Annotated in this window: 23 protein-coding genes; 7 read left to right on the top strand and 16 right to left on the bottom strand. The window is 58.8% G+C overall.

Annotation, left to right across the window (positions count from 1 at the left end; all coding sequences use genetic code 11):
- Positions 1-16 precede the first annotated feature (16 nt).
- The 3 genes from SB822_RS06850 (at position 17) to SB822_RS06840 (ending at position 2,623) form a co-directional block, all read left to right on the top strand.
- Positions 17-1,558, top strand: a complete 1,542-nt coding sequence (locus tag SB822_RS06850) for an AMP-binding protein (RefSeq protein WP_086915194.1) — start codon at positions 17-19, stop codon at positions 1,556-1,558.
- A 67-nt stretch (positions 1,559-1,625) separates the two neighbouring features.
- Positions 1,626-2,468: an IclR family transcriptional regulator gene (locus SB822_RS06845; protein ID WP_086915195.1), complete on the top strand. Its 843-nt coding sequence runs from the start codon at positions 1,626-1,628 to the stop codon at positions 2,466-2,468.
- A gap of 32 nt (positions 2,469-2,500) precedes the next feature.
- Positions 2,501-2,623, top strand: coding sequence for a DUF3253 domain-containing protein (locus tag SB822_RS06840; protein ID WP_114221843.1), 123 nt, complete (start codon positions 2,501-2,503; stop codon positions 2,621-2,623).
- 387 nt (positions 2,624-3,010) lie between these two features.
- Here SB822_RS06840 and SB822_RS06835 read toward each other — a convergent pair whose 3' ends face one another.
- The 5 genes from SB822_RS06835 to SB822_RS06815 form a co-directional block, all read right to left on the bottom strand.
- Positions 3,011-3,703 carry a hypothetical protein gene (locus tag SB822_RS06835; RefSeq protein ID WP_007581093.1) on the bottom strand — a complete coding sequence of 231 codons (693 nt, stop codon included), beginning with the start codon at positions 3,701-3,703 and terminating at the stop codon, positions 3,011-3,013.
- 229 nt (positions 3,704-3,932) lie between these two features.
- Positions 3,933-4,256: a hypothetical protein gene (locus SB822_RS06830; RefSeq protein ID WP_131542598.1), complete on the bottom strand. Its 324-nt coding sequence runs from the start codon at positions 4,254-4,256 to the stop codon at positions 3,933-3,935.
- A 1,120-nt stretch (positions 4,257-5,376) separates the two neighbouring features.
- Positions 5,377-6,147 (bottom strand): DUF2459 domain-containing protein, encoded by a 771-nt coding sequence (locus SB822_RS06825; protein ID WP_236674224.1) that lies wholly within the window; start codon positions 6,145-6,147, stop codon positions 5,377-5,379.
- A 91-nt stretch (positions 6,148-6,238) separates the two neighbouring features.
- Complete coding sequence (locus tag SB822_RS06820; protein ID WP_007581091.1) at positions 6,239-7,276, bottom strand: hypothetical protein; 1,038 nt, start codon at positions 7,274-7,276, stop codon at positions 6,239-6,241.
- 677 nt (positions 7,277-7,953) lie between these two features.
- Positions 7,954-8,358, bottom strand: coding sequence for a hypothetical protein (locus SB822_RS06815; protein WP_007581088.1), 405 nt, complete (start codon positions 8,356-8,358; stop codon positions 7,954-7,956).
- A 1,801-nt stretch (positions 8,359-10,159) separates the two neighbouring features.
- On the opposite strand from SB822_RS06815, the gene SB822_RS06810 reads away from it, so the two are divergent.
- Entirely contained in the window at positions 10,160-10,363 is a 204-nt protein-coding gene (locus SB822_RS06810; RefSeq protein ID WP_007581066.1) for a cold-shock protein, read from the top strand.
- Positions 10,364-10,628: 265 nt separating this feature from the next.
- On the opposite strand, the gene phaP is transcribed toward SB822_RS06810, so the two are convergent.
- Both phaP and SB822_RS06800 read right to left on the bottom strand, forming a co-directional pair.
- Positions 10,629-11,207 (bottom strand): TIGR01841 family phasin, encoded by a 579-nt coding sequence (gene phaP, locus SB822_RS06805; protein WP_410854373.1) that lies wholly within the window; start codon positions 11,205-11,207, stop codon positions 10,629-10,631.
- 373 nt (positions 11,208-11,580) lie between these two features.
- Complete coding sequence (locus SB822_RS06800) at positions 11,581-12,873, bottom strand: D-amino acid dehydrogenase (RefSeq protein WP_410854372.1); 1,293 nt, start codon at positions 12,871-12,873, stop codon at positions 11,581-11,583.
- Between the two features lie 209 nt (positions 12,874-13,082).
- Here SB822_RS06800 and SB822_RS06795 point away from each other — a divergent pair, with 209 nt between their 5' ends.
- Complete coding sequence (locus SB822_RS06795) at positions 13,083-13,523, top strand: FCD domain-containing protein (protein WP_410854371.1); 441 nt, start codon at positions 13,083-13,085, stop codon at positions 13,521-13,523.
- Between the two features lie 75 nt (positions 13,524-13,598).
- Here SB822_RS06795 and SB822_RS06790 read toward each other — a convergent pair whose 3' ends face one another.
- Positions 13,599-14,906, bottom strand: coding sequence for a tryptophan leader peptide (locus SB822_RS06790; protein ID WP_410854370.1), 1,308 nt, complete (start codon positions 14,904-14,906; stop codon positions 13,599-13,601).
- 380 nt (positions 14,907-15,286) lie between these two features.
- On the bottom strand, positions 15,287-15,652 hold the full coding sequence (locus tag SB822_RS06785) for an antibiotic biosynthesis monooxygenase family protein (protein WP_007581081.1): 366 nt from the start codon (positions 15,650-15,652) through the stop codon (positions 15,287-15,289).
- A 138-nt stretch (positions 15,653-15,790) separates the two neighbouring features.
- On the opposite strand from SB822_RS06785, the gene SB822_RS06780 reads away from it, so the two are divergent.
- Entirely contained in the window at positions 15,791-16,216 is a 426-nt protein-coding gene (locus tag SB822_RS06780; protein ID WP_236674223.1) for a MarR family winged helix-turn-helix transcriptional regulator, read from the top strand.
- Between the two features lie 455 nt (positions 16,217-16,671).
- Here the strand turns inward: SB822_RS06780 and SB822_RS06775 are convergent, their stop codons facing one another.
- The 5 genes from SB822_RS06775 to SB822_RS06755 form a co-directional block, all read right to left on the bottom strand.
- Positions 16,672-17,193, bottom strand: coding sequence for a hypothetical protein (locus SB822_RS06775; RefSeq protein ID WP_079487976.1), 522 nt, complete (start codon positions 17,191-17,193; stop codon positions 16,672-16,674).
- Positions 17,194-17,689: 496 nt separating this feature from the next.
- Positions 17,690-18,130 (bottom strand): YkgJ family cysteine cluster protein, encoded by a 441-nt coding sequence (locus SB822_RS06770; RefSeq protein WP_410854369.1) that lies wholly within the window; start codon positions 18,128-18,130, stop codon positions 17,690-17,692.
- A gap of 94 nt (positions 18,131-18,224) precedes the next feature.
- A complete protein-coding gene (locus SB822_RS06765; protein WP_007581072.1) occupies positions 18,225-18,461 on the bottom strand; it encodes a hypothetical protein in 237 nt (78 codons plus the stop codon).
- 1,046 nt (positions 18,462-19,507) lie between these two features.
- Entirely contained in the window at positions 19,508-19,936 is a 429-nt protein-coding gene (locus SB822_RS06760) for a hypothetical protein (protein WP_410854368.1), read from the bottom strand.
- 196 nt (positions 19,937-20,132) lie between these two features.
- A complete protein-coding gene (locus tag SB822_RS06755; protein ID WP_007581067.1) occupies positions 20,133-20,870 on the bottom strand; it encodes a hypothetical protein in 738 nt (245 codons plus the stop codon).
- A 708-nt stretch (positions 20,871-21,578) separates the two neighbouring features.
- Here SB822_RS06755 and SB822_RS06750 point away from each other — a divergent pair.
- The gene (locus tag SB822_RS06750; RefSeq protein WP_007581066.1) at positions 21,579-21,782 is read left to right on the top strand and encodes a cold-shock protein; all 204 of its coding nucleotides are present in this window, start codon (positions 21,579-21,581) and stop codon (positions 21,780-21,782) included.
- A 790-nt stretch (positions 21,783-22,572) separates the two neighbouring features.
- Here the strand turns inward: SB822_RS06750 and SB822_RS06745 are convergent.
- Positions 22,573-23,448 carry an SDR family oxidoreductase gene (locus SB822_RS06745; RefSeq protein ID WP_079487981.1) on the bottom strand — a complete coding sequence of 292 codons (876 nt, stop codon included), beginning with the start codon at positions 23,446-23,448 and terminating at the stop codon, positions 22,573-22,575.
- A gap of 192 nt (positions 23,449-23,640) precedes the next feature.
- Positions 23,641-23,964 (bottom strand): glutamine amidotransferase-related protein, encoded by a 324-nt coding sequence (locus SB822_RS06740; protein WP_410854442.1) that lies wholly within the window; start codon positions 23,962-23,964, stop codon positions 23,641-23,643.
- Between the last annotated feature and the right edge of the window lie 426 nt (positions 23,965-24,390).

Genomic DNA, 24,390 nt, shown 5'->3' with positions numbered 1-24,390 from the left:
TCCATTCGGTACCTATATGCATCGCTACTCGGAATACTTTGCTCACCGCCACGCAGACGACCAACTCGACTGCGTGCCATTGCTCGCGGCGGAACTGCGCCGCAAACCGTCGCGCACCGTCGCACACTTCGACGATCAGGCGATCACCTGCGACGACATCGCGCGGCATGTCGCACAGTTGCAGCGCTGGTTCGCCGAGAAAGAGCTCGTGCAGGGCGACCGCGTCGCCGTCATGCTCGGCAACAGCGCAGAGCACGTTCACCTGATCTACGCGCTCGTGCTGAGCGGGCTCGTCTGGGTGCCCGTGAACACGAAGCTGCGCGCGGCGGGCCTCGAATATCTGCTGCAGCACGCCGAGCCGAAACTGCTCATCATCGAGGACGAGTTCGACGCCCTGACCGAGACGATCGACTGCGGGACGACACGGCGCGTGCGAATGCCGGCGTTCGATGCGCAGGGAGCGAATGCCGCATTCGCGAGCCCGGATATCGGCGTGCACGATCCGTTGTGCGTCATCTATACCTCGGGTACAACGGGCGCGCCGAAGGGCGTCGTCTTCACGCACCGGATGATGCGCATTGCGGGCGAAGCCGCGCTGCGCGTCGCCGATGTGCGCGAAGATGACCGGCTCTTCCTGTGGGAGCCGCTGTGCCATATCGGCGGCGCGCAGATGCTGCTGCTGCCGTTTCTCGAAGCGGTGACTCTGCACGCGGTACCGCGCTTCTCGGCCTCGCAGTTCTGGTCGCAGGTCGAGCGCGCGGGCGCGACGCAACTGCACTATCTCGGCGGCGTCCTCGATATTCTCATGCAGTTACCGCTGGACGCGCACCCCGAGGCGCACACGCTGCGCGTCGCATGGGGCGCGGGCGTGAGCGCCTCCGCGTGGGCGCTGGTGCAGGAGAGACTCAAGGTGCGCCTGCGGGAGTGCTATGGCATGACCGAATGCTCGAGCTTCGCGACCGCGAATGCAACGGGCAAACCGGGGTCGATCGGTCGCGCGCTGCCGTGGATCGAGATCGAACTGCTCGACGAAAACGGTCAGCCGGTGAAGGAAGGCGAAGCGGGCGAGATCGTGCTGTCGAGCAAGGTGGATGGCACGTTCCTGCCGGCGTACCTCAAGAATCCCGACGCGACTCAGGCAGCCTTGCGCAACGGCAGGCTGCACACGGGCGATCGTGCACGGCGCGATGCCGACGGGGACTTCTTCTTCATCGGCCGGCAGACGGACAGCATGCGCGTACGAGGCGAGAATGTATCGGCGTGGGAGATCGAGCGCATTTTCGCGGCGCATCCGGCGGTGCGCGCAAGTGCTGCGATCGGCGTGGCTTCGCCGATCGGTGAGCAGGACATCCTGCTCAACGTGCAGTTCAAGGAAGAACCTGTGGACTGGGAAACCATGCACGCGTGGGCTCGCGAGCGGCTCGCGAGCTTTCAGTTGCCGCGCTACTACCGGGCGGTGGCGAGCTTCGAACTGACGGCCAGCGAGCGTATCAAGAAGCATCTGCTGCCGCGCAGCGTGGACGACGCGTGGGATCGGATGGGCAAAGCGCGGGCCTGATATCGGATAACGATAGGACTTTAAGGTTATGCAATAATTCACCAACAATCGAAAAGATGAACACGTGATGATCGAAGCGCCCAAAGTCCCGCGCAAGCGCAAGAGCCCAGCGACGAAGCCGCAGGCCGACGCGGCGGATCCGAGTGCCTCGTCCCTGTACGTGCAGTCCGTCGAAAAGGCGATGAAAGTGCTCACCGCCTTCGACGGCAGCAAGCGTCAGTTGTCTCTGTCCGAGATTTCGTCGCTCACGGGATTCGACATGAGCGCGACGCAGCGCTTCACGTTCACGCTCGCCGCGCTCGGCTATCTGTTCAAGGATCCCGACAGTCGCAAATATGAACTGTCGCCGAGGCTGCTGGACTTCACCTATCATTATCTGACATCGAACGAGCTCGTGAGTCGTGCGACGCCCTATCTCCAGCAGCTCGGCTCGGAGACGGAGGAAGCCACCAACCTCACCGTGCTGGACGATACGGACATCGTGTTCGTGTTGAGAATCGTGAGCCGCAATGTGTTCAACGCCCACGTGATCACGGGCTCGCGCCTGCCTGCATATTGCACCGCGCCGGGACTCGCGATCCTTGCGACGCTTCCCGACGGAGAGATCGAGGACATTCTCTCCCGCACCAATCTCGTGCCTTACACATCGTCGACCGTGTATCAGCCACGCAAGATCAGGGACCGCATCGCGCAGATCCGCAAGCAAGGGTATGCCCATACGGAAGACGAGTACTTCGTCAGCGATATTTCGACGGCGGCGGCGATCACCAATGCGCACGGGCGGGGAATCGGTGCGGTGAATATCGCCGTGGCGCGGTCGCGCTGGCACGCCGACCGCGACGAGCGACGCTTCGCCGATCTGGTCATTTCCACGGCATCAGCGATTTCGACGCGGCGTCGCGTGGAATAGCGCTGTTCGGGTGAAGCAACGGCCTAGCGACGATGCCCGTATCAAGTCCCGACATTGAACGCTGCGTGCTGGCGTTGCCTGGCAGTCGTGCTCCCACTGCTTCGATTTGTCCATCGGATGTCGCGCGCAGCCTCGCCGGCGATGAAAGCGGCTAGCGCGCCCTGATGCCCGTGGTCCGGGAAGTGGCCGTTCGGCTGGCGCGAGACGGACCAAGCTCGATCACGCAGGCTTGCCAATCTGCAGCTCCATCATCGAACGCCACGGAGGACGCTTATAGGCGACGTCGCGTTCTCCCAGGGGCTGATGCGGCGCAGTGGCGGACTGCATAGCTGAGACATACCCTCTTTCTTCAAGCTGCCGTTACCGCTCTTACCGCGCCGGATGTCCGCAGCGAATCGAAGAGACACCGGAGTCGTGCATGCTCGACGGCCGGTTCGGGGTCGTCATCAGGCAGTGGACGGCGGGCGGCTTGCAAGACCGATGAGCGAATGTGCATCAGCTGCGGAAAACGTGCCTCAGTCACCGTGCCGTCGCACTGCCGCTTAGCATGCCGTTTGGTCGCCAAGGGCAATTTTATGAACGTTCGCTGCATACACCCATTCGCGGGCTTGGCGCTCAATGAGATCCATGAAAGCAGGGGGGCCGCTGCAGTAAATCTGCGTGTTGGCATGAGTTGGACTCATTGCGTGGGAACTCTTCTGCGCGAATAGATCATCGGACAGGCCGAAATGGTGATAGACCTCACCGTGACTTCGAAGCGCGTCAAATTCTTCTCGAAGAACTGCGCGGTCGGCCGATCGGGCGAAGTTGTGCACCTCGAACCTTTGACCCGCCAATGCAAGCCGCTTCGCGATTCCCGCGATCGATGCTGCGCCTATTCCGCCAGCAAACAGGATGGATCGCGCACGATCGTCCAAAATTGTTGGCGGGCTTTTGGGAGAGCCGACAAACACTTCGTCTCGTTCATTCAACGGAAACTCGGATAGCAGACTATCCGTTCTGCCATCACCATCTTGTCTCGTGCCAACCACGTAACCATCTGACAGGGACGAAACACCGAGCAAGGGATAAATTCTTTCCTTGTCACCAGTGCTATTCAAGCAGAGTGTGACACACGACCCATCGTTAAACGGCGGAAGCGCCGATTTTGACGTCGTTCGCAGTTCAACGGCATGGTACCCCTTGGCAATTTGCCATTTCCGGCTAACGATGACGGGAATCAGGTTGTCGCGCATGTCTTCTCCAATAGGACCTGCATCACAGATGGAACTCTAGCCGATACCGTGTCAGGGATGGAAAGGGGAGGCGGGTGGTAGTGAATCCGCAGTGATAGTCGGGCATCGAAACCCGCGCGGTTAAAGGCTTTGAGCGATTAGTGCAAGGTTGGTATTTTCAGAGCGTACTTTCTGTTTATGCAGCTGCTTTCACACCGATCCATGCACGATCGCCAATGACTAAATCTAATCAATGCTCTTGTAACCGGGCGTGTTGGTCAACTACGGTGCCCGGCATCGCAAGGGCCTGCCGATCAGCAACAGCATCGCCGAGTCTGCGGTGAAGCAGGTTGTCAGCTACCGTATTGCGGGATGCTCTTGTGCTGGCGTTCAGAAGCGCCAGCGAAGCCTGCTCGTTGACGGCTGGATTGACTTCAGGGTCCATACTTTGTGTCAGACTGACACCCCAGCACTTTTGTCGACCATCTGCTTGACTTCGGGGATAGCCATAGTTGCCTGAGCGTTTTCGCTTCAGGGCGGTCCGTGGGTTGATCGAGTGAGGGAGATGTTTCATGCTGAATAGGTCGCGCTGCGGCCAGATAGTCGGGGTCCTTTCAGCTCCCTTAGAACTCGCCGCATACGGGCAGAGCGCTTACGCTTCTTGACCCGATAAAGTGATTTATGGAAGGGGAAATCATAGATAAGCGCGACGCGTATTGGCGCAACGCGCTCTCATCTGCACCGGACCAGTGGTACGGAAGTTCTTTCGACTATCAGCTTTGTCGACTGGCGCCCCAATTGCGTGTGAGCGCTCAATGCTCCGCATGCGTCGGAGGCAAAAGGAGTGTGGCAACATGCCGGCCCGCCGCTCAGTCGACGCCGCCGGCGATGAATGACGACGTTAGGGTACAACTAGCTCAAGAAAAGATGACTTACCGATATTCAGATCCCACCGATCGGGAGCAGGCTTCAATAAGTGATGCCAAACGGAATGCGCTGCTGCCGCATCGGATAACCAGGATGGATTTGGGTCGTTACTCGCTATCAGTAGTCCGCCCTTCGTTTTAATATTGTCGATGATTACTGTGGTGAGCGCTGTGGTGTCAGTGGCAACCGATGGAACGCAGTGAGACTTACTTTTCTATCATCCTGTTCTCGTGCGCTTTCCTCTCGTCCTTTGCCCGGACACCACCGCATGGCGGAGAGAATCCCGAACCGCCGCGATTCCGCGTGCCCCTTGCTCTGACGCCGCGCGCGACCGGGTGGCTTGTGAGATGTGACGAGCGCTCGCCCGGCGAGCCCGTGGCACGTCCATCACGATCCTGAAAGCAGGACCCTGGAGTTGATCGAGAAGCCCTTTTCGGTTTTCACCTGATCCGGACGCTGCAGTACGGATGTCGGGAAACGTTCGACCGATATCGCACATACCGCACTTAACGGGAACGGTGCGGCCCGCGCAAGCGAGACCCTTCAGTTGTTACCTATACTCCGGATAGGGAAAGGCGAGGTTCCGGACGCCCGCATCGGCACCCGCCCGACCTGACCTGACCTGGAGATCGTCATGGCAAGGTTCAGATTCTTTGCGCGCTCGCTGGCATTGCTACCTCTGCTGACCCTGACTGGCTGCATCTCGTTGAGCAGCAGCGACTCCTCGCCTCCGCCGAACTCGCACACGGTCGTCGTGCCTGCAGGTTCTACCGTGGTATGCACGCCGGGTCCGTGCCAGTGATGTTGCCGGGATGCTGGCAGGCGGCAACGTCGCGCGCCTGTCGAAACACGGTGCTGGCGAACAATATCGTGCCGTCCACCGGCAATTGCGCGGACCTCAGGGCGTCGGCGGTCCAGGTATTGCAGGTGTAGTAGCCCGCGTAGTTCGCTGTGGCGCCGAAGTACAGGCTGCCGGCATACGGGCCGTCGCCGAGCCGCACGGGGTGCGATAGCTTGTCGCGCTGCACCGACTGGTCGAGGTAGGCGGCCAGGCCCGCCTTGCCGGCCGCGGCCACCTGCAGCGTGACCACCTTGTCGGCGCCGTAGGCGGCGACGGGAGTGTCACGCAGCACCGTCATCAGGATCGCGCCGCGGCCGGGCCACAGGGCCGATAGCGTCGCCAGGATGCTGTGCTCCCGCGTCATCGCGAATTCACGTTCGCCGAAGCCGAAGCACAGGTGGGTGGCACCGACGAAGTCCTGCGCCAGCCAGGCCTGCAGGTCCGGCACGTCCTGCACCTGCACGCAGACATCGGTATGCCAGCCGCGCTCGACCACGTCGATGGTGGTCACCGGCGGTCCGCTGGCGGGCGTGAGCGGGATGGTCGAGCAGGCAGCAAGAAAGGCGGCGTGGGCGAGAGCGAACCCGGCCAGCCGCCCGATCGTTCGCGTCATATGGGTTTGATGATGGGCGTCGCGCATCCCAGAAGTGTAGTCAGCGCCGGCGCGGGCGAGTTCAGACGCAGAGGCATTCGACATGCCGTCACAAAGGCGCCATTGGCCCAAGCGAATGTTTCTGACGGGCAGATCATGAGGCTTGGCATTGAACGCGTACAGTCGAGATTTCCGCTTAGAAACTCATGGCGAATCCGAAGGACACGCCGTGGACATTATGTCCAAACACGTACCGCACCATCGCACGTGTCCTGGTGACGATGATCGGATATCTGCTGCTATCAAGTTCCAGACCGACGCCGAGTGAAGTCAGTTCGTTGAAACCGAGCACCCCCGCACTGTCACCGAAATAATGGGAGTAGGCGAACTCGAGCACGTAACGGATCGGCCGGTCCAGCGCGTGCCAGCCAGTTGGCGCACGCCAGCGTGTCCACAGGCTCACTTGCTGCGCCATGGCCGAGCCCTGAACGGCTTCGGATGAACTCCCGAAGCTGCGAAGGTAGATATCGGTCGCGCGCAGTTCAGCGTCGATTTCATAGTTGTCGCGATAATGCTCATAGTCGAGCATCAGCGATCCGCCGTAGCCATACGCGTCCAGCGACCCGTTCTCGAGAAACTGAAGGTTGCGGTCGGTGATGCGATTGAAGATCGACTGTCCTACCTTCAGGTCGCTCGACACGCGGCCGATCGTACCGTTCAGGATCGGGCGGAACACCAGTTCGTTCGTAATCCGGAAATCCCAGCCGATGCCGACCGTGCCACTGAAGGTGTTCCATTTTGCCGGCACGGGACGCTGGTCGGCGCCGTCCGTGGCGATGAACGTCGGATCGTAGCGGCTGTAGGCGATCGTCCCTTCAACATACAACGGAAAGGACCTGCTGATCGTGAATCCGCCTCCGAGTTGTGACTGACCGAAACTGGGATTGCCGGTGGTGCCGCTATTGATCGAGAGTGAACTGGTCGTAACATCGGGCACCGTTGTGTAGGTCATGACGGCAAGCACGGCATCGGCATGCTGTTTGACGTTGCCACCAACGACGGCCTGGCTCGACAGGGATCCTGGCGTGGCCTGGGCCAACCCCTGTACAGGATGCAGGATCACGATCAGGCCGCAAGCAGCTGCCCGCGTGCATCGCGACAACGACGGACGCTTCAGTCGATCTGGCAGGTACCGCGGCAGGTTGCGCCCCGCCTTGTCGAACCGGATATACATGACGCACTCCCGTTGTTGGAGTGTTGGGAAATCTTCCCGTGCCTTCCAGCCGGAGTAATGCACGACTTTCGATTCAAGAGGAACTATGTGGCCGCTTTGCGGCGAGGATAGAGGCCCCGTTTGGGGCAGGAAGTTCTGCTGGTTCGCAAGCCTGCTTCAGGCGGTCGTTGCTCACTTGTCTGGATGGTTGAAACCGGGATATCCAATCTTGGTGCTTCAGCAAACAATCGCGCCCAAACGCCCACTCGTGCCGGCGCAACAACGGAATCAGCAAGCTTTCGAAGCAACGGCTACCCGGGTGGCGGACGCGTCACGGCTTTCCAGGGTGTCGGCGCAGGCGGTGCGTCGCAGCGCGACAACGATCGTGGACGAGTGAGCACCCAGTCCTCGAACTATAACCGCTCAGGCGGCGCAGCGCGTGGTGGCAGAGGCGATAAGGCGAACAGGTATGGGAAGCACCGGTGTTTGCGAACATGGCTGCGAGGCGCAATCATGATGGAACCTGGCCGCAGACAGATTCTGTCGTCGATGCCGCGATCGCAACACGCGAATGACCGACAAATGCTATTCATTCTTTTTGCCCGGCATTTCGACACCTGATGCGCAATGCATGGGATGACTTGGGCGTACGTTGTGACTGTCTGCAATGCGAATGGCGCAGTGCGATTCGACGTCACCTATTTTTCGGCTTTGGACAGAGCGCATTCGCCGGTAGGAACACTACCGCCGCCAGTGTTCTTCAACGTAAGTGCGAGCCTGCTGCCTCTGTTGGCCGTGATGATCTGCCCGTAACTGACGGTCGGAATAAACTGTATATCGGGTGCCACGGCTACGGCCGGATTTCTCGCGCCGTCCACGGTCAGGTCGAGTTCCACTGTAATCGATTCTATTGCGACGCCCCAGTCCTTTCCGCGTGCCGCCTGTTCCTTCTTGAAATTGCACAGGCCCGTCATGACCTGCTCCAATGCGGTGGGGATATCGATGGATTTTCCTGGGGGAATGGGCGGTGTGTTGCAGCCAACAACCAGAAGAGGCATGACAACGAGAGCAAGGTGGGCGCGCATCACGATCCCCTGATTCATGAAGTAGTCACGAAGCTTCGTTGCAACACAAGCATTCAATGCCTTTGCTTGTGAACCCGGCGGTCGGCTCTTTACCAACCAGTCAAGATTCTAGTTCAAAGTGGCTAGTTGAAAACCAGATCACACAATTCCTGCGGCAGAGATGAAAATTATCTGATGAAGGCGGCGGTGCACAATCGACGAGACTGTCCTTCGTCGGAAGAAAAATTAGGCTGAAAAATCAAGCAATTCGGCGTCTGGCGGCCACGTCGTGGGCTCTTAAGCCCGAGCAATGTACCGTGAAAGCCGCACGAGAGAAACGGTAGTCGTCACTGCGTCAAACTAACGGTTCGGTTTTGCGCATCCTTGCATATGCGCTCGTCCGACATCGTGCTGGTGAAGGTCGCCCCGCCTGCTTGCTGAGCGAACAGGCCATTCGTCCCTCGCAATTGGGGAATCAGCGGCGAGCCCGTGGCCCCGCCTTCGATATATCCGGAAACGGAAGCTGGCTCGATCGCCGCCGGCGGAGACGGCGCCCCCGATGCGCCGAAAAGAAATCCAGTCGACGTAAAGAAAATCGCGGCCAATAAGAGAAATTCCATGGGATTGCCTTACCGGCCTGGTAGGCTGTGCCCGCGAGCGAGTTGGCGTCCGCTTTCTCCTGCACAACTATCTGACACGCTCCAGTTTCAAGCGATGATCTGTTTCTACAGATCCTTCCACTTTCCTAATAAGTTTAGCCACCAAACTGCTGCCTGAAGGCGGCATCGGTAAAAAAGCAAAATCGTCTCATTTGATTTGTTTTCTACCGGATATTCTCCACAAAAAAGACGATTTAGTTCTTACGCTAGTTACGAACAAAGGGGCCATTCGCGTGCGAACTCGTGATCAACCGTCGGATAACCGCCTCGTCCTGGTCCAGGCATCCTGTTGTTGACGACCGTCAAAGAAGCCGGTTCGCGTGATCGTGAGCACACGAGTGCCGCGCACTCACGCTTTGAGTCGATGCGCCATTTCGTCTTCCCTGTAACAGTACGGGCAGTACCAGTTCCACTGGATACAGTAGTTTGGTCGGCGGGACTACATGGCGTAACGGGAGGAGCGTTCTGAGTCCGAGGTCGTTACGGAAGGTCAGTCGTGCGAGCGCAGCCGATGCGTCTGGGTCAGCTCTTCGGCGGCTATCGTCCGCTACCGTGTGCGGCATGCTCCTGCCTTCATGCACAGGCGCGCGGCTGTGTTGACTGGAGTCTTCGCGTTGTTCCTTATGGCCAGTGTCCAGTATGCTTTTCCGCGTGTACTGCGCGCACTTTCGTTGGACACGATGTGCGTCGCCATTCGGTTCATCATGTTTGTCCTTGGCGCGTGCCGGGGTGTGTTCGTGGCAAGCGTGATGGCGTGGTGGCGTACCCGCCTGGTTGTTCACTGAATCAGGTTTGGGCAAAGTCCGACTGACAACTTGAACCTGCTCCTGCAACGCTGAAGAAGGTACCCGGCCGCCTTCGTTCACGGCGCGTGGGCGATTGGCGCAGACCGAATGCGGCCACGCGGAGCTGATGCGGTGCGCTGTTACCAACGAGCGCATCTCACGGTGCTCTGAGGCTGTGTTTCGCGGCTGGAGCCAAACCAGACAAACGCCAATTGACCCGCGCGACGAGCCGCCGTATAAACCGCTATGCGCCAACTCAAGCTTCAAGTGACAGGTATGGGCCGCTTGTGTTTCCGAATCTTCCGCGATACCCCTCCGACTTGTTCTTCACTTTCCGTGAGTTCGCGCACGTGCGAGGGGCTCGCGCGATGACCAATCCAACCAACAGGGAATAGCATGGCAACCGGCACGGTTAAGTGGTTCAACGACGCTAAGGGTTTCGGCTTCATTACTCCAGACGATGGTGGCGAAGACCTGTTTGCACATTTTTCGGAAGTGAAGGCGGAGGGCTTCAAGTCTCTTCAGGAGGGGCAAAAGGTGAGCTTCGAGGTCAAGCAGGGACCGAAGGGCAAGCAGGCGGCAAACATACAGCCAATCTGACACCTCACCGCACTCGCTGTCGCGTAGGGACCGGTCCGCCGAGGCAGACCAGTCCTTTTCAACTACGCGCCGTGACACGGTCTTCCCGTGTGTGCAGGTTTCGGACGTGAGCCGGGTAACAGACGTGGGTGGGCATCACGTGCGCCGGAACGAACGACCAGCGCACACGGGAGTAGGGCTTGTCCGATAGCGGCCATAGCGCAGTGTGGCCGGGCGGTCAGCTCACCGCGCGATGCGACCACATCGGGTTCAACGTTCCCTCGAATTATTGCTTCACCGGCTTCGATTTCGTCGCATTCTCGACTGCCTGGTCAGTTGCCTCGGTCACCTCTGATGCGGCCTTCGTTGCGGCGTCCAGGTTGGTTTGCGCGACTTCGACTGCCTGCCTGGTTGCCTTTTGCACGCTTTCCTGAGCGGTGTCGGCGAGCGTGATAGCCTGTTTCAGAAATGCGATTGCGGCTTCCGCGCCGACCGGGGCGTTTTGCGCGAGATTTTCGGCGAACGATTGAACCTGGCGGCTGACCTCCTGGTACCGGGCATTGACGACCTCTGACAGCTGCGCTTGCGTACTCGACGCAATCTCGGCAACCTGACGTTCGTACGTCAGGACCTTCTCGGCCGAGGGCAGCGCCAGCACGTCTTGCAAATCACCCACTTCCTGCCTGTCCTTTTTCGTCATCCCGTCTTGCACACGTTGATACCAATCGGCAAACGTCGTCTTCGCCGTCTCCAGATTCAATCTGACGAGCCTCTCCTCGCCCTCCAGCATTCTGCCGGCCAAACCAAAGAAGAAGTCAAGATTTGCTTGCTGGGTCGTAGCAGCCTGTGTGTGAAAATCAGCCATGTTCACCTCCTGGAGATGTCTGCGCATCGCCCAGCATGTTCGGTAACGGTGACCAATTGATGAAGCGCGTCGAATGGAAGCTCCCGTGTCGGCAGCATTTTCGACACCAGCTCCGTAAGCGTATTGTTCTCAGCCGGGATTGCCTGTAGAACGTCCTCCGCGCTGGGCTGCGTAAGGGTGCACTGTGGACGTTGACAGAGGCAGGAGCTGCAAACGTCGAAGATTCGACTACAGGACGGTCGCGGTCGGGGCAATTGTGATGGAACGTGGCATAAGCTTTCTCTTCAAAGGCAAGGTTTGAACGAAACTTCGGAGCGTCGCAGTCCGGATCGCTGAAGTCGTGCCGCGGAAAGTCAGTGCCGCGCCACGACACTTAGCTCAGTTGGAAGTCGGCCGGTACCTGTGGCTCTTTGTCGTAGCGAAAGACGTTGAGGTCGTCATGCCGAATGGCGGGCTGCTTTCCTGATATCAAGTCGGCAAGAAGCTGTGCTGAACCGCACGACATGGTCCAACCGAGCGTGCCGTGACCCGTGTTCAGGAAAAGGTTCGGTATGGATGTACGACCTACGATAGGTGTCCCGTCGGGCGTCATGGGACGAAGACCGGTCCAGAATGTGGCGCTCGATGTGTCGCCGCCGCCAGGGAAGAGGTCGTTCACACACATTTCCAGAGTCTCTCGACGAGCTTCGCGAAGGCGCTTGTCGAACCCAACGATTTCGGCCATCCCACCGACACGGATGCGCTTGTCGAATCGTGTGATAGCAATCTTGTACGTCTCATCGAGAACTGTTGAGACCGGCGCACGTGACTCGTCGGCGATGGGCACAGTGATGGAGTACCCCTTGAGCGGATACACGGGGATTTTTACGATGTCCGAGAGAAAGTTCGTGGAATAGGAACCGAATGCGACGACGAACATATCGGCATGAATGAGTTTCGCGCCATGCCGAACGCCGGCGACGCGTCCACCCTCGACGACCAGACCATCAACCTGGGTGTTGTAGCGAAAGTTAACGCCAGCTTTCTCAGCCATCGAGGCGAGCCGGGTGGTGAATAACTGGCAGTCACCGGTTTCGTCGCCAGGCAAGCGCAGTCCACCCGTCAGCTTATGTGAGGTGGCAGCAAGAGCAGGTTCAGCCCGGGCGAGCTCAGTGGCTGTCAGCAACTCGTACGGGACGTTGGCCTCTCTAAGTACCGCGATATCCTTCGCCGCGCCATCGAACTGCTGCTGCGTCCTGAAAACCTGAAGAGTGCCCCCTGCACGTCCCTCGTACTGAATGCCCGTCTCGGCTCGCAAAGCCTTCAGACAGTCGCGACTATATTCCGCAAGTCTCACCATGCGGTTCTTGTTAATCGCGTAGCGTTCGGCGGTGCAATTCTGCAGCATCTGCCACATCCATTGCAGTTGGAACTGCTTGTCCTCGTCGTCCGGTCTGATTGCAAGCGGGGCGTGTTTCTGGAACATCCACTTCACAGCCTTGAGCGGTACACCGGGGGCAGCCCAAGGCGCCGCGTAGCCAGGGGAAATCTGGCCTGCGTTGGCAAAGCTCGTTTCGAGAGCGGGACCCTGCTCCCGGTCGATGACCGTGACTTCGTGGCCTGCCCGCGCGAGATAGAACGCGCTCGTTACACCCACGACTCCGCTGCCCAGCACGACGACTCGCATTCGACGGACTCCACAGCCAAAAGGCCATAAGCAGTTAGTTAAAACTACAGATGCAGCACATGCCAGTTGATGACCGGATGCTAGCCGTAACCTGATGGGTTTTTTTATTGTTTAATAGGAAATTTTTGGCTGAATCACCTGGTTTGCCTCCGCGGCGTGTCGAGTGAGAGTCCGCAGGCTCCCGTCGTGGCTACGAGTTCCCGAAGTATGTGTCGGCGCTGGACCTCATCCAGCGTGCAGTGACGCGCCTTGCAGCGTTGCACCGGACGGAAGCTGACCTCCTGCGTATTCAGAAGGCGGATGACGTTTATATGCAGGCGGTTGACAGTGGCGACTTCAACGTCATGTCCGAAACGAACAAGGCGCTGCATATGGCCATCGCGCATGCAGCTAACAATCCCTACTTCGTTGGGTACTACGAGCGGCTGCCTGGTGGAGGGCAGCCGCTCCTGCACCTTCACTTTGATTTCACGGTATCGTCGCCAACGGCAATGAAGCTGGGGCGTGACCATGCAGACATGATTGATGCGATTGCGCGCAAGCATGCTGTTGCCGCTGAAAAACTCGCGCACGAGCATACGATGCTATTCCAGAAGCGATTCCTCGATTACATGCGACAGAACATGACGGAATCGATGGCGCTTCTGTAATCCGAGTGAAGTGTCTTGCGTGACTGTCTGAGTCACGCAAGGGAACCAGTCGGATAACGTATGCGATGAGAAACGTCAGACCGGCACCTGCTCCGCGGGTCCGTCCAGGATGCGGAGTTTGTCGCTCATATCGGGAAAGTTGTGACCTGCCGCTCGAAGGTCGCTCACGAGCCGATGTGCAGCTGCCTTGCAGTGTGCGAGCGTCTCATGCAGGCGCGGCTCTGCCTGCAGGCCGGTCACCGCTTTCTCAAGTTCTGGAGGAGATTCGCTTAGCAGGGCGGGAACAACTTCCTCCGGCGGTATCAGGGAGCCATGACTCAACAGCTGAGCGGTCCAGTCGCATCCGTACAGAAGCACACGCCGTTCGGCCTTTCGCGCTTCATCCTGCTCGAGCGTGGCGAGGCTATGCCGGTTCTTCTGAATCTCAGAGCGCCACGCCGCCAGGATGTCGGCCCGCAGCGCCGCTATTGCGTCACCGAGCGGCGAGTTCTGCCCGCCCGCTACAAGGCGACGCTCATCGAGCCTGTCCACGTAGTCCCGATAACCTTCAAGGAATGGCTGCCAGTTCAACGGCAACTCCTGCGTTTGGGAGAATGTCCGGCGAACGTCATTGAACTCGTTGCGGATGTCCTGAAGGGCCTGGTTGTCGGCAAGACGCGCTTCATGGACGTCGTGGGCCGTCACCAATTGACGGTGCAGGGGGAAGAGTGGATTGCTGTGGCGCCGCTGTAGATGTCGTTCTACCGCGCCCGGCCGGTCGCTCCATTTCCAGTTGGGCAGCAATTTCGCGTCAAAGTCGACCGCCTGAATCATCGGCCGGAAAACAGCCAGCGCTTCCTCTGTTGCATGGCGAAAGCAGTCTGCCAGCTTGTAGTCATTTCCGTTCAAGGGGACGCTCGCATTGCCCGCATAGGGTGAGTCGAGTGTGAGCCTGAGGGTTCCTGTGGCCAGAAAGAATTCCATCGGCAGTTCCACGGACAGGCCTTCCTGTCTGAAGGTGCGCTGTTCAGCGGAAATTGCCTCGACAGAATGCGCCAGGCGGTTTTCCAGGTCGAGGAGGGAATCAATGGTGTGTCCCGACGACGGCTGCGCCGCGTCGGCAAGCAGGCAGAAAGTTTCGCGTGCCATCCTCGCCGCGATAGTGCCGTGCTTCTCAGCAAACAGCCAGAACCAGAGGGCAAGCTGGTAGCCCTTGACACCGTTTCGGGCGGTGGGTTCGACGTCGGGTGTGAACGCAATGCCGGGCGCGGCCCAGCTCGCGAACGGCGGTATTCCGGCGCCCTGATACATGCTCAGGAGCTGCCGTATCGATTCATGCGTATCGGTGGGCCAGTCGCGCGCCTCCTCGAGGCGCTTCACGGTCTTCCAGAACCTCCAGTCCATTCTGCACCTCGCGAGAGAGCAAGAGTATCCGTACTATGTGCTGGAAGGGATACTTGCACACTCTGCCGAGGGCGTAAACAGGGGCTATCCTTCGTCGGCCGCAGTGTCACCAGTCGAAAGGCGATGCCGTTTGCGACGCCCCTTACTTTTGGGAGAGATGGCGCCCCGATTGATCGCAGCCGTTAAGCACGACCGAGCAGGACGACGCGCCGCGCCAGGCTTGACGGGTGCTGGGGCAGTGTGTGCTGCGCTCGCCAAACTGGGGCAGTCGCGCTATCGCGTTGACACGCGGCGTCCGGGGCCGACCGTCGCAAACATACACGCAGGCGTGCCGGTCGTATTCCGTGCCCCCTTGCCGCTTCCGGCAACCTCTCGTTCGATTACGCGACGCAGATGCCTGGCACCGCAATTTTCTGGAACAGATGCGGGGTAGCAGCGGCCGACGACGGATAGGCCGAGACTTTGGCCCTGAACTCAGGGTCCGTGAACGCAGCCCGGAAATGGGCGGTGGATTCCCAGACGGCGTAATTAAGATACGTCGGACTCTCGCCAACCGCGCGGTGCAGTTGGGTGGAGATGAAGCCCGGCTGACGCTTCATGAATTCTGCGTCGTCTTGCCATACTTTGAGGAACGACGACTCGTCGGCCTTTTCCAGCGTAAAGACGTTCATCAAAACCACGGGAGAGGCATCGATTGCGACCTGACGTTCTATTGGAAAGGCAGGGTCAAGCGGGCGAATGAGCATGGCGGACTCCTTCTATCGATGGTTGTGATGGTGTAACGATTTCACATTGACATTATGATGTCAATGTGAAATCGTTACACCATATTCAGAATATGGTGACAGATGCCTAAACCTAAGCGAACGCCTGCCGGAACAGCCTTGTCCGATACGATTCTCGACCTGTTTCGGCTCAACAACCGGCTACTCTCGGCGGGAGACCGACTGGTCGGCGAGGTCGGCTTGACGAGTGCCCGCTGGCAGATTCTTGGCACTATCGCCGCAGCTGAACGGCCGCAGCCGGTCGCGTGGCTCGCGCGCGATATCGGAGCGCACCGCCAGAATGTTCAGCGCATCGTCAACGACCTGGCGGCGGAGGACCTCGTTTCTTTTGAAGTCAATCCGCACCACCGACGAGCGGCCCTGGTCGTACTGACGGACAAGGGGATGCAGGCGCTCGGGGATGCGATGCACCTGCAGATGCCATGGGTCAATAACCTTGCGGAAGGACTTCAGGTAAAGGACCTCGAGACGACACACAAGGTCATCACGGAGGTGCTTCGGAAACTGGAAGGCGATGGCGAATAGCCAGTAAGCAGGATAAAGGAAGACCGTCGCCACACGCTGGCGACACCTGTCCATCTCACGAAACAAGGGACCAGCGCCAGATTTTCACGCCGAGTCGCTCGCGAAATTGACGGAGCTCGCTCCGCAGGTGTCGAGAGGCACATACGCTCATGTTGCGTGAGGGCGTGAAGGTCGGACCCGGCTCGGACATGCTCCGAGAGTCACAGTTCTTCCGGTCCGATGAGTTCGGGGATCGGGCAGAAGTCGTCAGCGCCGCCGAGGCCATCAGCTCGGCAACCTGTGTTGCTGCGGAAATCACCCGAGAGGAGGGCGTCCGTGGAAGCGTGACGGGGTTGGTAGAGTGCCTTCCGAAAATTGATTGTCAGGGCTTTTCTCGTTGACAGTGCTGTCGGTGGTGCGAAGTTCGGGCGCTCGGGAACCTGGAATCTGAGTCAGATGCGGTGAGCCATTGCGTGTCAGGACGTCGACCCCGGCTGCGGCCAAGGCCAACCCTTCTTCTCGTCGGGCGTATCCCACTCCACAGACGGCGCGGCCTTGACCGACGCTTCGACCGGACTCGCTTCTTCAGTGGCAACGTGCGCGGATTCGTCCGAGACGCTCGTTTTTATCTCGGGAAGCCCGGTCCCAAACCACGTCACCTTCTTCTGGACGTGGACGACGTATTCCTTCCAGCCGTCAGGGTTGCCATCAAAGAGGTCATGCTGAACGGTTGACGCCAGCGCATTGCGGTTGAGTTCGGACTCGAGCAGCTCCTTTGGCCACAGGAAGAACGCGCTCGCGACGCGTGCGCTGAACTCGGTCACCGTCATTTTCGGGGCGAGCGCCCGGAGGTACCCAAATTCCTGGAACGAATCCTGCTCCTTCGCGAGTTGAGCCACCGGCGCATCCGGTCGACCTGCCTTGGTCAAACAGCTCAAAGCTTCGAGCATGTCCCCGAGGTGAAGCAGCAGTTCTCGTCTATCGAATCGGTCATCCATTGAAGTATCTCCGTTCATTGCGCCCCTATGAATGATACTAGCTGGTCTCACGGTTGACGGGTCGGCGAGCGCATTGCGCATCGTTCGCGAACGGGAATGGTCAACAGGGCGACGAAAAAGGAGTTGGCCCGGCTGAGCGGGCCAACCTGTTCAAACCGTCTGACTGTGCCCCGCTTTGTCAGCGAGGTCAACGGACAAGTCCGCGCCTGTAAGGCGGGTGCCGATGACCTGGTGTTCGGGCGAGAGCAGGCGGACGACCTCCTTGCCGAGCAGTCCGGTTGCGCGGACTATCAGGACACGCATTGGTCTTCCTGTGTCTGGAAAGGTCACGCCAGCGCGGAACGACGCATCACGCAAGGCGTGAGGAGAAAGGACGAGAAAATCGTACTTTCTCTCGCGGCAATGCGAACACTGCAACACACACGGCGCTGCCCGGCAGGCGGGCTAGAATTGAGCGTTAAGTTTCGTAGGGAAACAGCACGCCATGTCCCGCCACTCACCACTCCGTGACGCCGGGAACAGCAGACCGGTGTTTCAGGGGCATTAGTCCGTTATCCTTTCGCAGTCGCTGACAATCGGGGTTGGGTGTTCCATCCTCGAGCCACACGCGATATTCGCGGCATGGCGTAGGCCGCAGATGGTATATCCCGCACTTGATGCCAGGCTTGCCGACTACCCCTCGCAGAGCGATGCAGCGTCCACTGCCAGTCTCCGTTCCCTTCATGCAAACGATGACTGGATTGACAGCACGCACGAGTTCATCCGGTACCGTGCCGCCCGGTGAACTCGCCATCTCACCCATATACATCGACACCCGAAAGTGCTGGCAACACGCACCACATGACAAGCACGGATTGTCCTCGTCGTCAGCCATATCCACAAAAACACGGTTATCGCTCTGCACGTGGAGTAGTTGAACGATTTTTCTGTTGGTCATATTCGATATTGAACCGATTACTGTACGGCCCGGTTGCCGCGGCATCATCTCAAGACTTGATAAGGAAGCGTCGGGCTTGCGCCCGCGCCGTTGCTCATCGCGCGCCCAGTATCCGCAGCACGGCGTTTCCTTTGTCCGTAATCGCGAACATAGTTTGGCCTTGCTTCGACTCGACCAGATGAACCAACTCGCTTTCCCGAAGCGAAATCACGTCTGGTGTCGCTGCAATCAAATCGACGGGTGCATGAAGTAGCAGCAGCAGCGTAGCAATTTCATGCGCACTCAGGCGCAGCGGTTCTCCGGAAGTGCAGTCGTGTTCAATAGCCTTCATGGCGAGCCTTCTGTTTTGTCGGAAACGCTTCGCTCGTTGCATTTCAGTTGACTGCAAGCATGTCATCGTCGCGACGACGTCCGGGCGTCAACACGTATTTGAAAGTTGCAGTCCCCGACTATGCTGACTCGCGTGTGGGTTTCTCATGGATGCCGGAAGAGCGCTGAAAGCTGCGAGAAGAGAGCTTTAAGACGCTGCCAGAACGCAACAAACTTATGCGGTCTGCTGGCGTGTATTGCGAGCATGGTGTCGTAGTGGACGCGCGATTCCTGGACGTGGGGAAGTTGTGAAACGAGGAGGCCGAAGTTCATCATATTTCTCCGAGGCGAGCTTAATGCGGTTCGCGGAAAGCCAGCAGACGCAGAAGTCGGGCACACTATGCACGCGACGAGGAGCGTCTACTCGCTTCACTAAAAAGATAAAACTGAGACGGCATACGCGATAAGTGTCACTGTCCGGCACGGCGAAGCCTTATCGTGCGCATGTGCTCATGCACGCGTTCGCGGCAGTGAATCCAGACGGCGCGAATGAGCGCAGTCGAGACTTGACGCTCGCGACGTGGCGCCACGCGAACGCGCGCAAATGCGGCATCCGTATGGCGTTATTGCATGTGCACAGAGAAAGCAACTACGACGCGCACCGTCTGCCTGCTGGCAAGACGGCGGCTGAGAGAAAAGTGCGCGACGTCCTGCGGGTCAGACAGTGGTACTGTCCGAGAATCGACAACATCGATTGTCCAAGGCATCAGTCCTTTTTTGACGTTCATGGGATTCTAATCGGGCGTCAATCCCAGCGGCAAGTTAAAAGGTTGTAAAGAACGTCTTGCCAACACCGCACGAAGACCGTAGTTGCCTTTGTCTCGCTTGAGTTGAGCGCAAGTCAGGCGTGTGGTGCTACGCGCAAGGAGGCAATCTGTTGGCACAGGAAGACCATGAGGAATTCATCGGCAAATGGCGGGCGCAGTCTTGTCAGACAAGGGTGAAGGGCGTGGTCAGTGCTTTCAGGGGAGGTGACAGGAGCTGCAAAGTCTGTTTCCTGTCTGGACGTCAAATCGGCTCGACGACGACCGGTTCGCGTTCGGCTCCGAGCAAGCCTTCAGCAATGCTTGTCTCTGCATTCGCGATATCGTCCAGTGACGCTACGGATAGTTGGTCGTCCAGAATTGCGAATGCGACGCAAAGTCGCGAGTAGTCGGCATCGTCTATACGCCATACGCGGTCCTGCTGTTCAGTGGCATCCATCCGTACCACCGCCGCCCGTGCCGCTGCTATGTGCCCGATTGCGTCTGACTGGTGTCCGAGGCGGCAAAGCTCCCCAGCGATCAGGAGATATCGGCCCAGCGTGGTAACCAGTTCGCGCGAACCGTACCCCCGGCGAAAGGCATCCAGCGCGGCGTAGCACTGCAAAAGCATTGCCTGCGTAACAGGCTCGTGTGTACCCCGGCTACTCTTTACAGCTCTATTTTGCTGGTTCATTGCGTGCCATCCGGTTGCGGCTGCTTTTTCTGTCCGAGCGGGTATGGCCAGGTATCAAATCAGTTAGGGCCCAGCACCCGCAGCACGGCATCAGGTATTTCATCGGGGTGAAGTGGCGAGTGTTCCAGAGGCTGTTAAACGGAGCCACGAACGACAAGCCACAGAATAGGACGCTCGCCGAAGCAAAGGCGATGCTTCAACAGATTAAGGCGTGAGCCCGACCTCGCGACCGCCCAACTTGAGGAGACCGGGAGTCCAGGTCTTTGCCTTCAAGGTCCGGCCGCTTGTTACGCGCGAAGACATCGAACAGCAATGGAGAGCCGCCATACTCCGCACAGAAGTCTCGCGCGCGCTGTTGAATCGAGCGATAGCTTTGCTGGACTTCGTCCTCGCTCTGCAGCAGGTTGTACTCAGAAAGTTTCGTGTTCAGGTCGCGAAGCACGCCCAACGTCGGCGCGTCCAGCACCACGTGTCCGTTGGCAAAAATCGCCTCGAGTACGTGTGGCCGCTTATTGCATTTAACGCGCAACGCCTTGATGAAACTGTTGGCCAGCCGCGAAGCTTGCAGAAACGGCAGGGGTGGGAATTCGACTTGATGGGTCTTGCCGCGCGTTTCGGACGCGCGCTTCCTTGACCAATGGGCGCGAATATCTCGCACCATGTCAGCCTGCCAAACGTCGAACGCGGCACGGTCGCTCAGATTCGCGGCGTCAAAATAGCCTGGCGCGAGTTGCTTCGCGAACTGCCGGTCGGCCCATTCGTTGAACACTGCCAGTGGGCCATACGGCTCGCCGGTGTATCCCGTTGCGACTCCCCGGGCGCTCTTTGTGTCAACCCCGGCGTGTGTCGCTTCCTTCGCGTGACGGAACCATCTCTCGGCTTCGCCAAGGTACTGCTGGTATTCCGCTGCAAGTGCGGCGTTGTCTGCATGCATAGGCTTCTCGTGTCTTGGTGAGGGGGTACGCGTCCGCCCACGTGAGTGATTCGAAAAGGTGTTAACGAACGCAGCCGCGAGTTGACGCGTTACGACGCGGTGCGATGCGGACGCACGCAATCGCTGCGGCCATATGGCGCCAATTGAGGTGCACAGAGAGCGTCACCGCGGCGCGCAATGTCTGCCTGCTGGCAAGACGGAGGCTCGAAAAAAAAGCGGGCGCGGACGTCCCGTCGGTCGGGCAGTGAAACTGTCCGGAAATCGACGACATTGATTGCCCACCGCATCTGTCCTCAGTCTGACAATCCCGAAATTTTAGGGGGTCTTGAAACCCTGCAGCAAGTAAAAAGGTGGTAAAGGACGTCTCGCTAATCGCGGGTGAAGACCGAGGTCGCCTTTGTCTCGCGAGCTTTGAGGGGATGCCGGGCGTACCTGCAAACAAATCATTACCTGGTACGTTTCGGGAGTCGTCTGCGATGAGCGGTCCAACCTGGTCAGCTATCAGTCGGAAAGACACCAATTGTGCGCCGCTACAAGCTGGCATATGGTTTGCGCAGGGCGGTGTATCTTTTTCGGTAGGCATCGCCCAATCGCGACTACTTCAGTCGCAGTGGACCGTGACACTCCGTCTCCGGAGACATTGAACATATCTACGACGCGGCCGATGGCGTCTGCATAACGCGGCCTATTTCAATTTTGGAAACAATCATGGCAACCGGTACTGTGAAGTGGTTTAACGATGCGAAGGGCTTTGGCTTCATTACGCCAGACGATGGCGGCGAAGACCTGTTTGCTCATTTTTCGGAAGTGAAGGCGGAGGGCTTCAAGTCCCTTCAGGAGGGGCAAAAGGTGAGCTTTGAGGTCAAGCAAGGACCGAAGGGCAAGCAGGCGGCCAACATTCAACCGATCTGATACCAAAGCGCTTTCGCGGTCGCGCGAAGAATGGTCCGCCGAGGCGGATCGTTCTTCTTGCAGTTATGTGCTGTTCGTGAATGCGGACAGGGCACGTCCTTTTGATTGCTCGCGCCCGCATGTGATGAGGCGCTCAGCGCCTTGCTTGAGGGATTGGCTGTGCGAGATGTGTCATAAAAGGCCACGAGCGTGCGACGTGGAGGGTGGGGGCGTCGGCGAGAGTCGTTAAGCTCCAGGCGGGCTTATCGTCTACGCCTGAACAGGCCGGTCCGCCGTCGCGACTGATACCCGAAATCTTCTCGTTTTGGCCGGCGTGAGCGTGGTTCGAGCGCCAGCCTGCGAGCCTCTTCTGCCTGAGGCGAGCTTTCCGACAAATCGCCGTTGTTCCACATCCAGAGTGGCAGAACTGTAACGACAGCCCAGTTGCCGATGTCCTGTACAACGACAAAACAGCGGTCGTCTGCTTTGCTGTAAATGAGGTAGCAGCGGCGGTTGGGCGGAACCTCCCCAAGCAACACGCATCGACCTGCATCCAACATTTCTCGAATAGATGTTGCCGATAACGTGGACCGTTGACTCACCCGTTCCTTTGCGTGAAGTGCAACCCACGACCGTCGAGAACTGGACCGTCTCCTGGAGAAATGAATCGTTTCCTCCTACGCGTTAGTGGTTTTCTCACGCAATTCTATGTCGCCTTCGGGCTCATTGCTACGCGGCTATGGACAGTTTCCGCGGGCCGCCGGGTCTGCTGCATCAGGTTGACAGCCGACTGTCGTGTGGCCAGCGAATCTCATGAGGGCTTGGCAGGCTTTATCATATTGTCCGCCGGTAGCATGCCCGGCAAGGCATCGACAAAAAAATCAGCTTGCAATGCGGCCCCAGCCTGGACGTCGTATTGAGAAAAGTCCCGGACGCCAGCTGCCAATAGTACTTCGTCATCGAGAAAGAAATTTCCCGAGCACTCCCTGGATGGGCGTGTCAGGATAAAGTAGGCCGCGTCGGCAACTATCTCCGGTTTGCGACACGTAGCAATCATATCCGCGCCGCCAATCTCGTTTCGCACGGCCGCAGTCGCAATCGCGGTTCTTGGCCACAGCGAATTTACGGCGACGCCACGGTCCTTGAACTCACCAGCTAGCGCCAGCGTGAACAGGCTCATCGTGTACTTTGCGATGGCGTATGCCGGGAAATCCTTGAACCACTTGGGGTCCGTGACCAGCGGAGGCGACAGCGTAAGGATGTGTGGATTCGGCGAATCGAGGAGGTGAGGCAGGCAGGCCTGAGCACAGACAAACGTACCCCTGCCGTTCACCCCGTGCATCAGGTCGTACCGCTTGACGGGCGTATCCAGCGTTCCCGTCAGCCGGATGGCGCTGGCATTGTTCACGAGGATGTCGATGCCGCCGAACACGTCAACGGCCTTGGCAACCGCGGCCTTTACGCGTTCTTCATCACGAATGTCGACGACAAGCGGGAGCGCCTTTCCGCCGGCAGCTTCCACGGCAGCGGCCGCCGTATGTATCGTGCCGTCAAGCCGCGGGTCCGGGTCGACCGTCTTCGCTGCAATCACGACGTTCGCGCCGTCACGTGCCGCCCGGAGCGCAATGGCAAGTCCGATACCGCGACTTCCGCCTGACATGAATATTGTCTTGCCGGTAAGCGCCATGGTCGTCTCCAGGTGATATCCAGCAGCATACGCTTCCGAAGCTGGCGGCTTTGACAACGTCGCTTTGAGCGATGCAAGCGGCGACGTCAAATGCGACGACGAAGAGGCTACGAACCGAACGGTCGTCAGTGGCCAAGGTGTATCAGGAAGCTGGTGGCGACGAGCGCAGAAAGCGGTCCACCACATCCTCAATTAAGCGAGCACTGAGGTAACCGTTTGCTTTTTCTGCTGAGGGCACTGAGGGCACTGGGGGAAGTGAAAACCGCCCGATACAGCGTGGCCAGAACGAGGCTCGAGAGGGGCGGGCCTTCTTCGTCGAATGTCGGAAAGTTGCCCAGCGGACGCAAAAGATGCGGGGGCAAATTTACCGGGTGCAGGTAAGAACGATGCGCCGTCGGCAGGCATCAAGCTATCATCTGGCATCCTAACTATTGACCTTTTGGGTGATAGTAGACTACGCATGCCCAGCGCATGCGCCATCAGTTGATGGCCGTAGCAAACGCCGAAAATGGGCATGTCTATAGTCATCGCATCGCGAATCCACTCGGCCGTCATTTCGCTCCACGGAAGACAGTCCGTCACCATGGTCCATGAGCCTGTGATGACGGCAACATGGCTAGCATCACGTACCGGCAGTGCTTCTCCCTCGAAAACGCGGACTATCTCTACGGTATCAGGTGAGCGCCCAGGCGTGCGGCAAAACCAAGGTCGGAAGGACAGACCGGCCGTCCACAGGGAACTGTCCTGCAAGCTTAAATTCGACGCCGTTGATTCTGCCGACGCGCCGCGCGCGCGTGACCTTCACTTAGGCGTGCGTCGTTCGATTCGTCGGCTTGGCATGTTCTCGTCGAGTTGACATACTGCTCAATGCAGTGGAGCAGGGCGGGGAGGGCGGTGTTGAAAACTATCCATCGGGTTCCGTTGGGGAGAAGGCACATAAAT

Origin of the sequence: Paraburkholderia sp. SIMBA_054, from assembly GCF_046534875.1 — a bacterium.
Classification (GTDB): domain Bacteria; phylum Pseudomonadota; class Gammaproteobacteria; order Burkholderiales; family Burkholderiaceae; genus Paraburkholderia; species Paraburkholderia hospita.
This window is presented reverse-complemented; position numbering and strand designations above follow the sequence as displayed.

What these genes read in the sequence shown, in the direction of transcription:
- SB822_RS06850 (WP_086915194.1), top strand. Translation starts at nt 17, where the DNA reads ATGCATCGCTACTCGGAATACTTTGCTCACCGCCACGCAGACGACCAA.
- SB822_RS06845 (WP_086915195.1), top strand. Translation starts at nt 1,626, where the DNA reads ATGATCGAAGCGCCCAAAGTCCCGCGCAAGCGCAAGAGCCCAGCGACG.
- SB822_RS06840 (WP_114221843.1), top strand. Translation starts at nt 2,501, where the DNA reads ATGCCCGTATCAAGTCCCGACATTGAACGCTGCGTGCTGGCGTTGCCT.
- SB822_RS06835 (WP_007581093.1), bottom strand. Translation starts at nt 3,703, where the DNA reads ATGCGCGACAACCTGATTCCCGTCATCGTTAGCCGGAAATGGCAAATT.
- SB822_RS06830 (WP_131542598.1), bottom strand. Translation starts at nt 4,256, where the DNA reads ATGAAACATCTCCCTCACTCGATCAACCCACGGACCGCCCTGAAGCGA.
- SB822_RS06825 (WP_236674224.1), bottom strand. Translation starts at nt 6,147, where the DNA reads ATGTCGAATGCCTCTGCGTCTGAACTCGCCCGCGCCGGCGCTGACTAC.
- SB822_RS06820 (WP_007581091.1), bottom strand. Translation starts at nt 7,276, where the DNA reads ATGTATATCCGGTTCGACAAGGCGGGGCGCAACCTGCCGCGGTACCTG.
- SB822_RS06815 (WP_007581088.1), bottom strand. Translation starts at nt 8,358, where the DNA reads ATGAATCAGGGGATCGTGATGCGCGCCCACCTTGCTCTCGTTGTCATG.
- SB822_RS06810 (WP_007581066.1), top strand. Translation starts at nt 10,160, where the DNA reads ATGGCAACCGGCACGGTTAAGTGGTTCAACGACGCTAAGGGTTTCGGC.
- phaP (WP_410854373.1), bottom strand. Translation starts at nt 11,207, where the DNA reads ATGGCTGATTTTCACACACAGGCTGCTACGACCCAGCAAGCAAATCTT.
- SB822_RS06800 (WP_410854372.1), bottom strand. Translation starts at nt 12,873, where the DNA reads ATGCGAGTCGTCGTGCTGGGCAGCGGAGTCGTGGGTGTAACGAGCGCG.
- SB822_RS06790 (WP_410854370.1), bottom strand. Translation starts at nt 14,906, where the DNA reads ATGGACTGGAGGTTCTGGAAGACCGTGAAGCGCCTCGAGGAGGCGCGC.
- SB822_RS06785 (WP_007581081.1), bottom strand. Translation starts at nt 15,652, where the DNA reads ATGCTCATTCGCCCGCTTGACCCTGCCTTTCCAATAGAACGTCAGGTC.
- SB822_RS06775 (WP_079487976.1), bottom strand. Translation starts at nt 17,193, where the DNA reads ATGGATGACCGATTCGATAGACGAGAACTGCTGCTTCACCTCGGGGAC.
- SB822_RS06770 (WP_410854369.1), bottom strand. Translation starts at nt 18,130, where the DNA reads ATGACCAACAGAAAAATCGTTCAACTACTCCACGTGCAGAGCGATAAC.
- SB822_RS06765 (WP_007581072.1), bottom strand. Translation starts at nt 18,461, where the DNA reads ATGAAGGCTATTGAACACGACTGCACTTCCGGAGAACCGCTGCGCCTG.
- SB822_RS06760 (WP_410854368.1), bottom strand. Translation starts at nt 19,936, where the DNA reads ATGAACCAGCAAAATAGAGCTGTAAAGAGTAGCCGGGGTACACACGAG.
- SB822_RS06755 (WP_007581067.1), bottom strand. Translation starts at nt 20,870, where the DNA reads ATGCATGCAGACAACGCCGCACTTGCAGCGGAATACCAGCAGTACCTT.
- SB822_RS06750 (WP_007581066.1), top strand. Translation starts at nt 21,579, where the DNA reads ATGGCAACCGGTACTGTGAAGTGGTTTAACGATGCGAAGGGCTTTGGC.
- SB822_RS06745 (WP_079487981.1), bottom strand. Translation starts at nt 23,448, where the DNA reads ATGGCGCTTACCGGCAAGACAATATTCATGTCAGGCGGAAGTCGCGGT.
- SB822_RS06740 (WP_410854442.1), bottom strand. Translation starts at nt 23,964, where the DNA reads ATGCCCATTTTCGGCGTTTGCTACGGCCATCAACTGATGGCGCATGCG.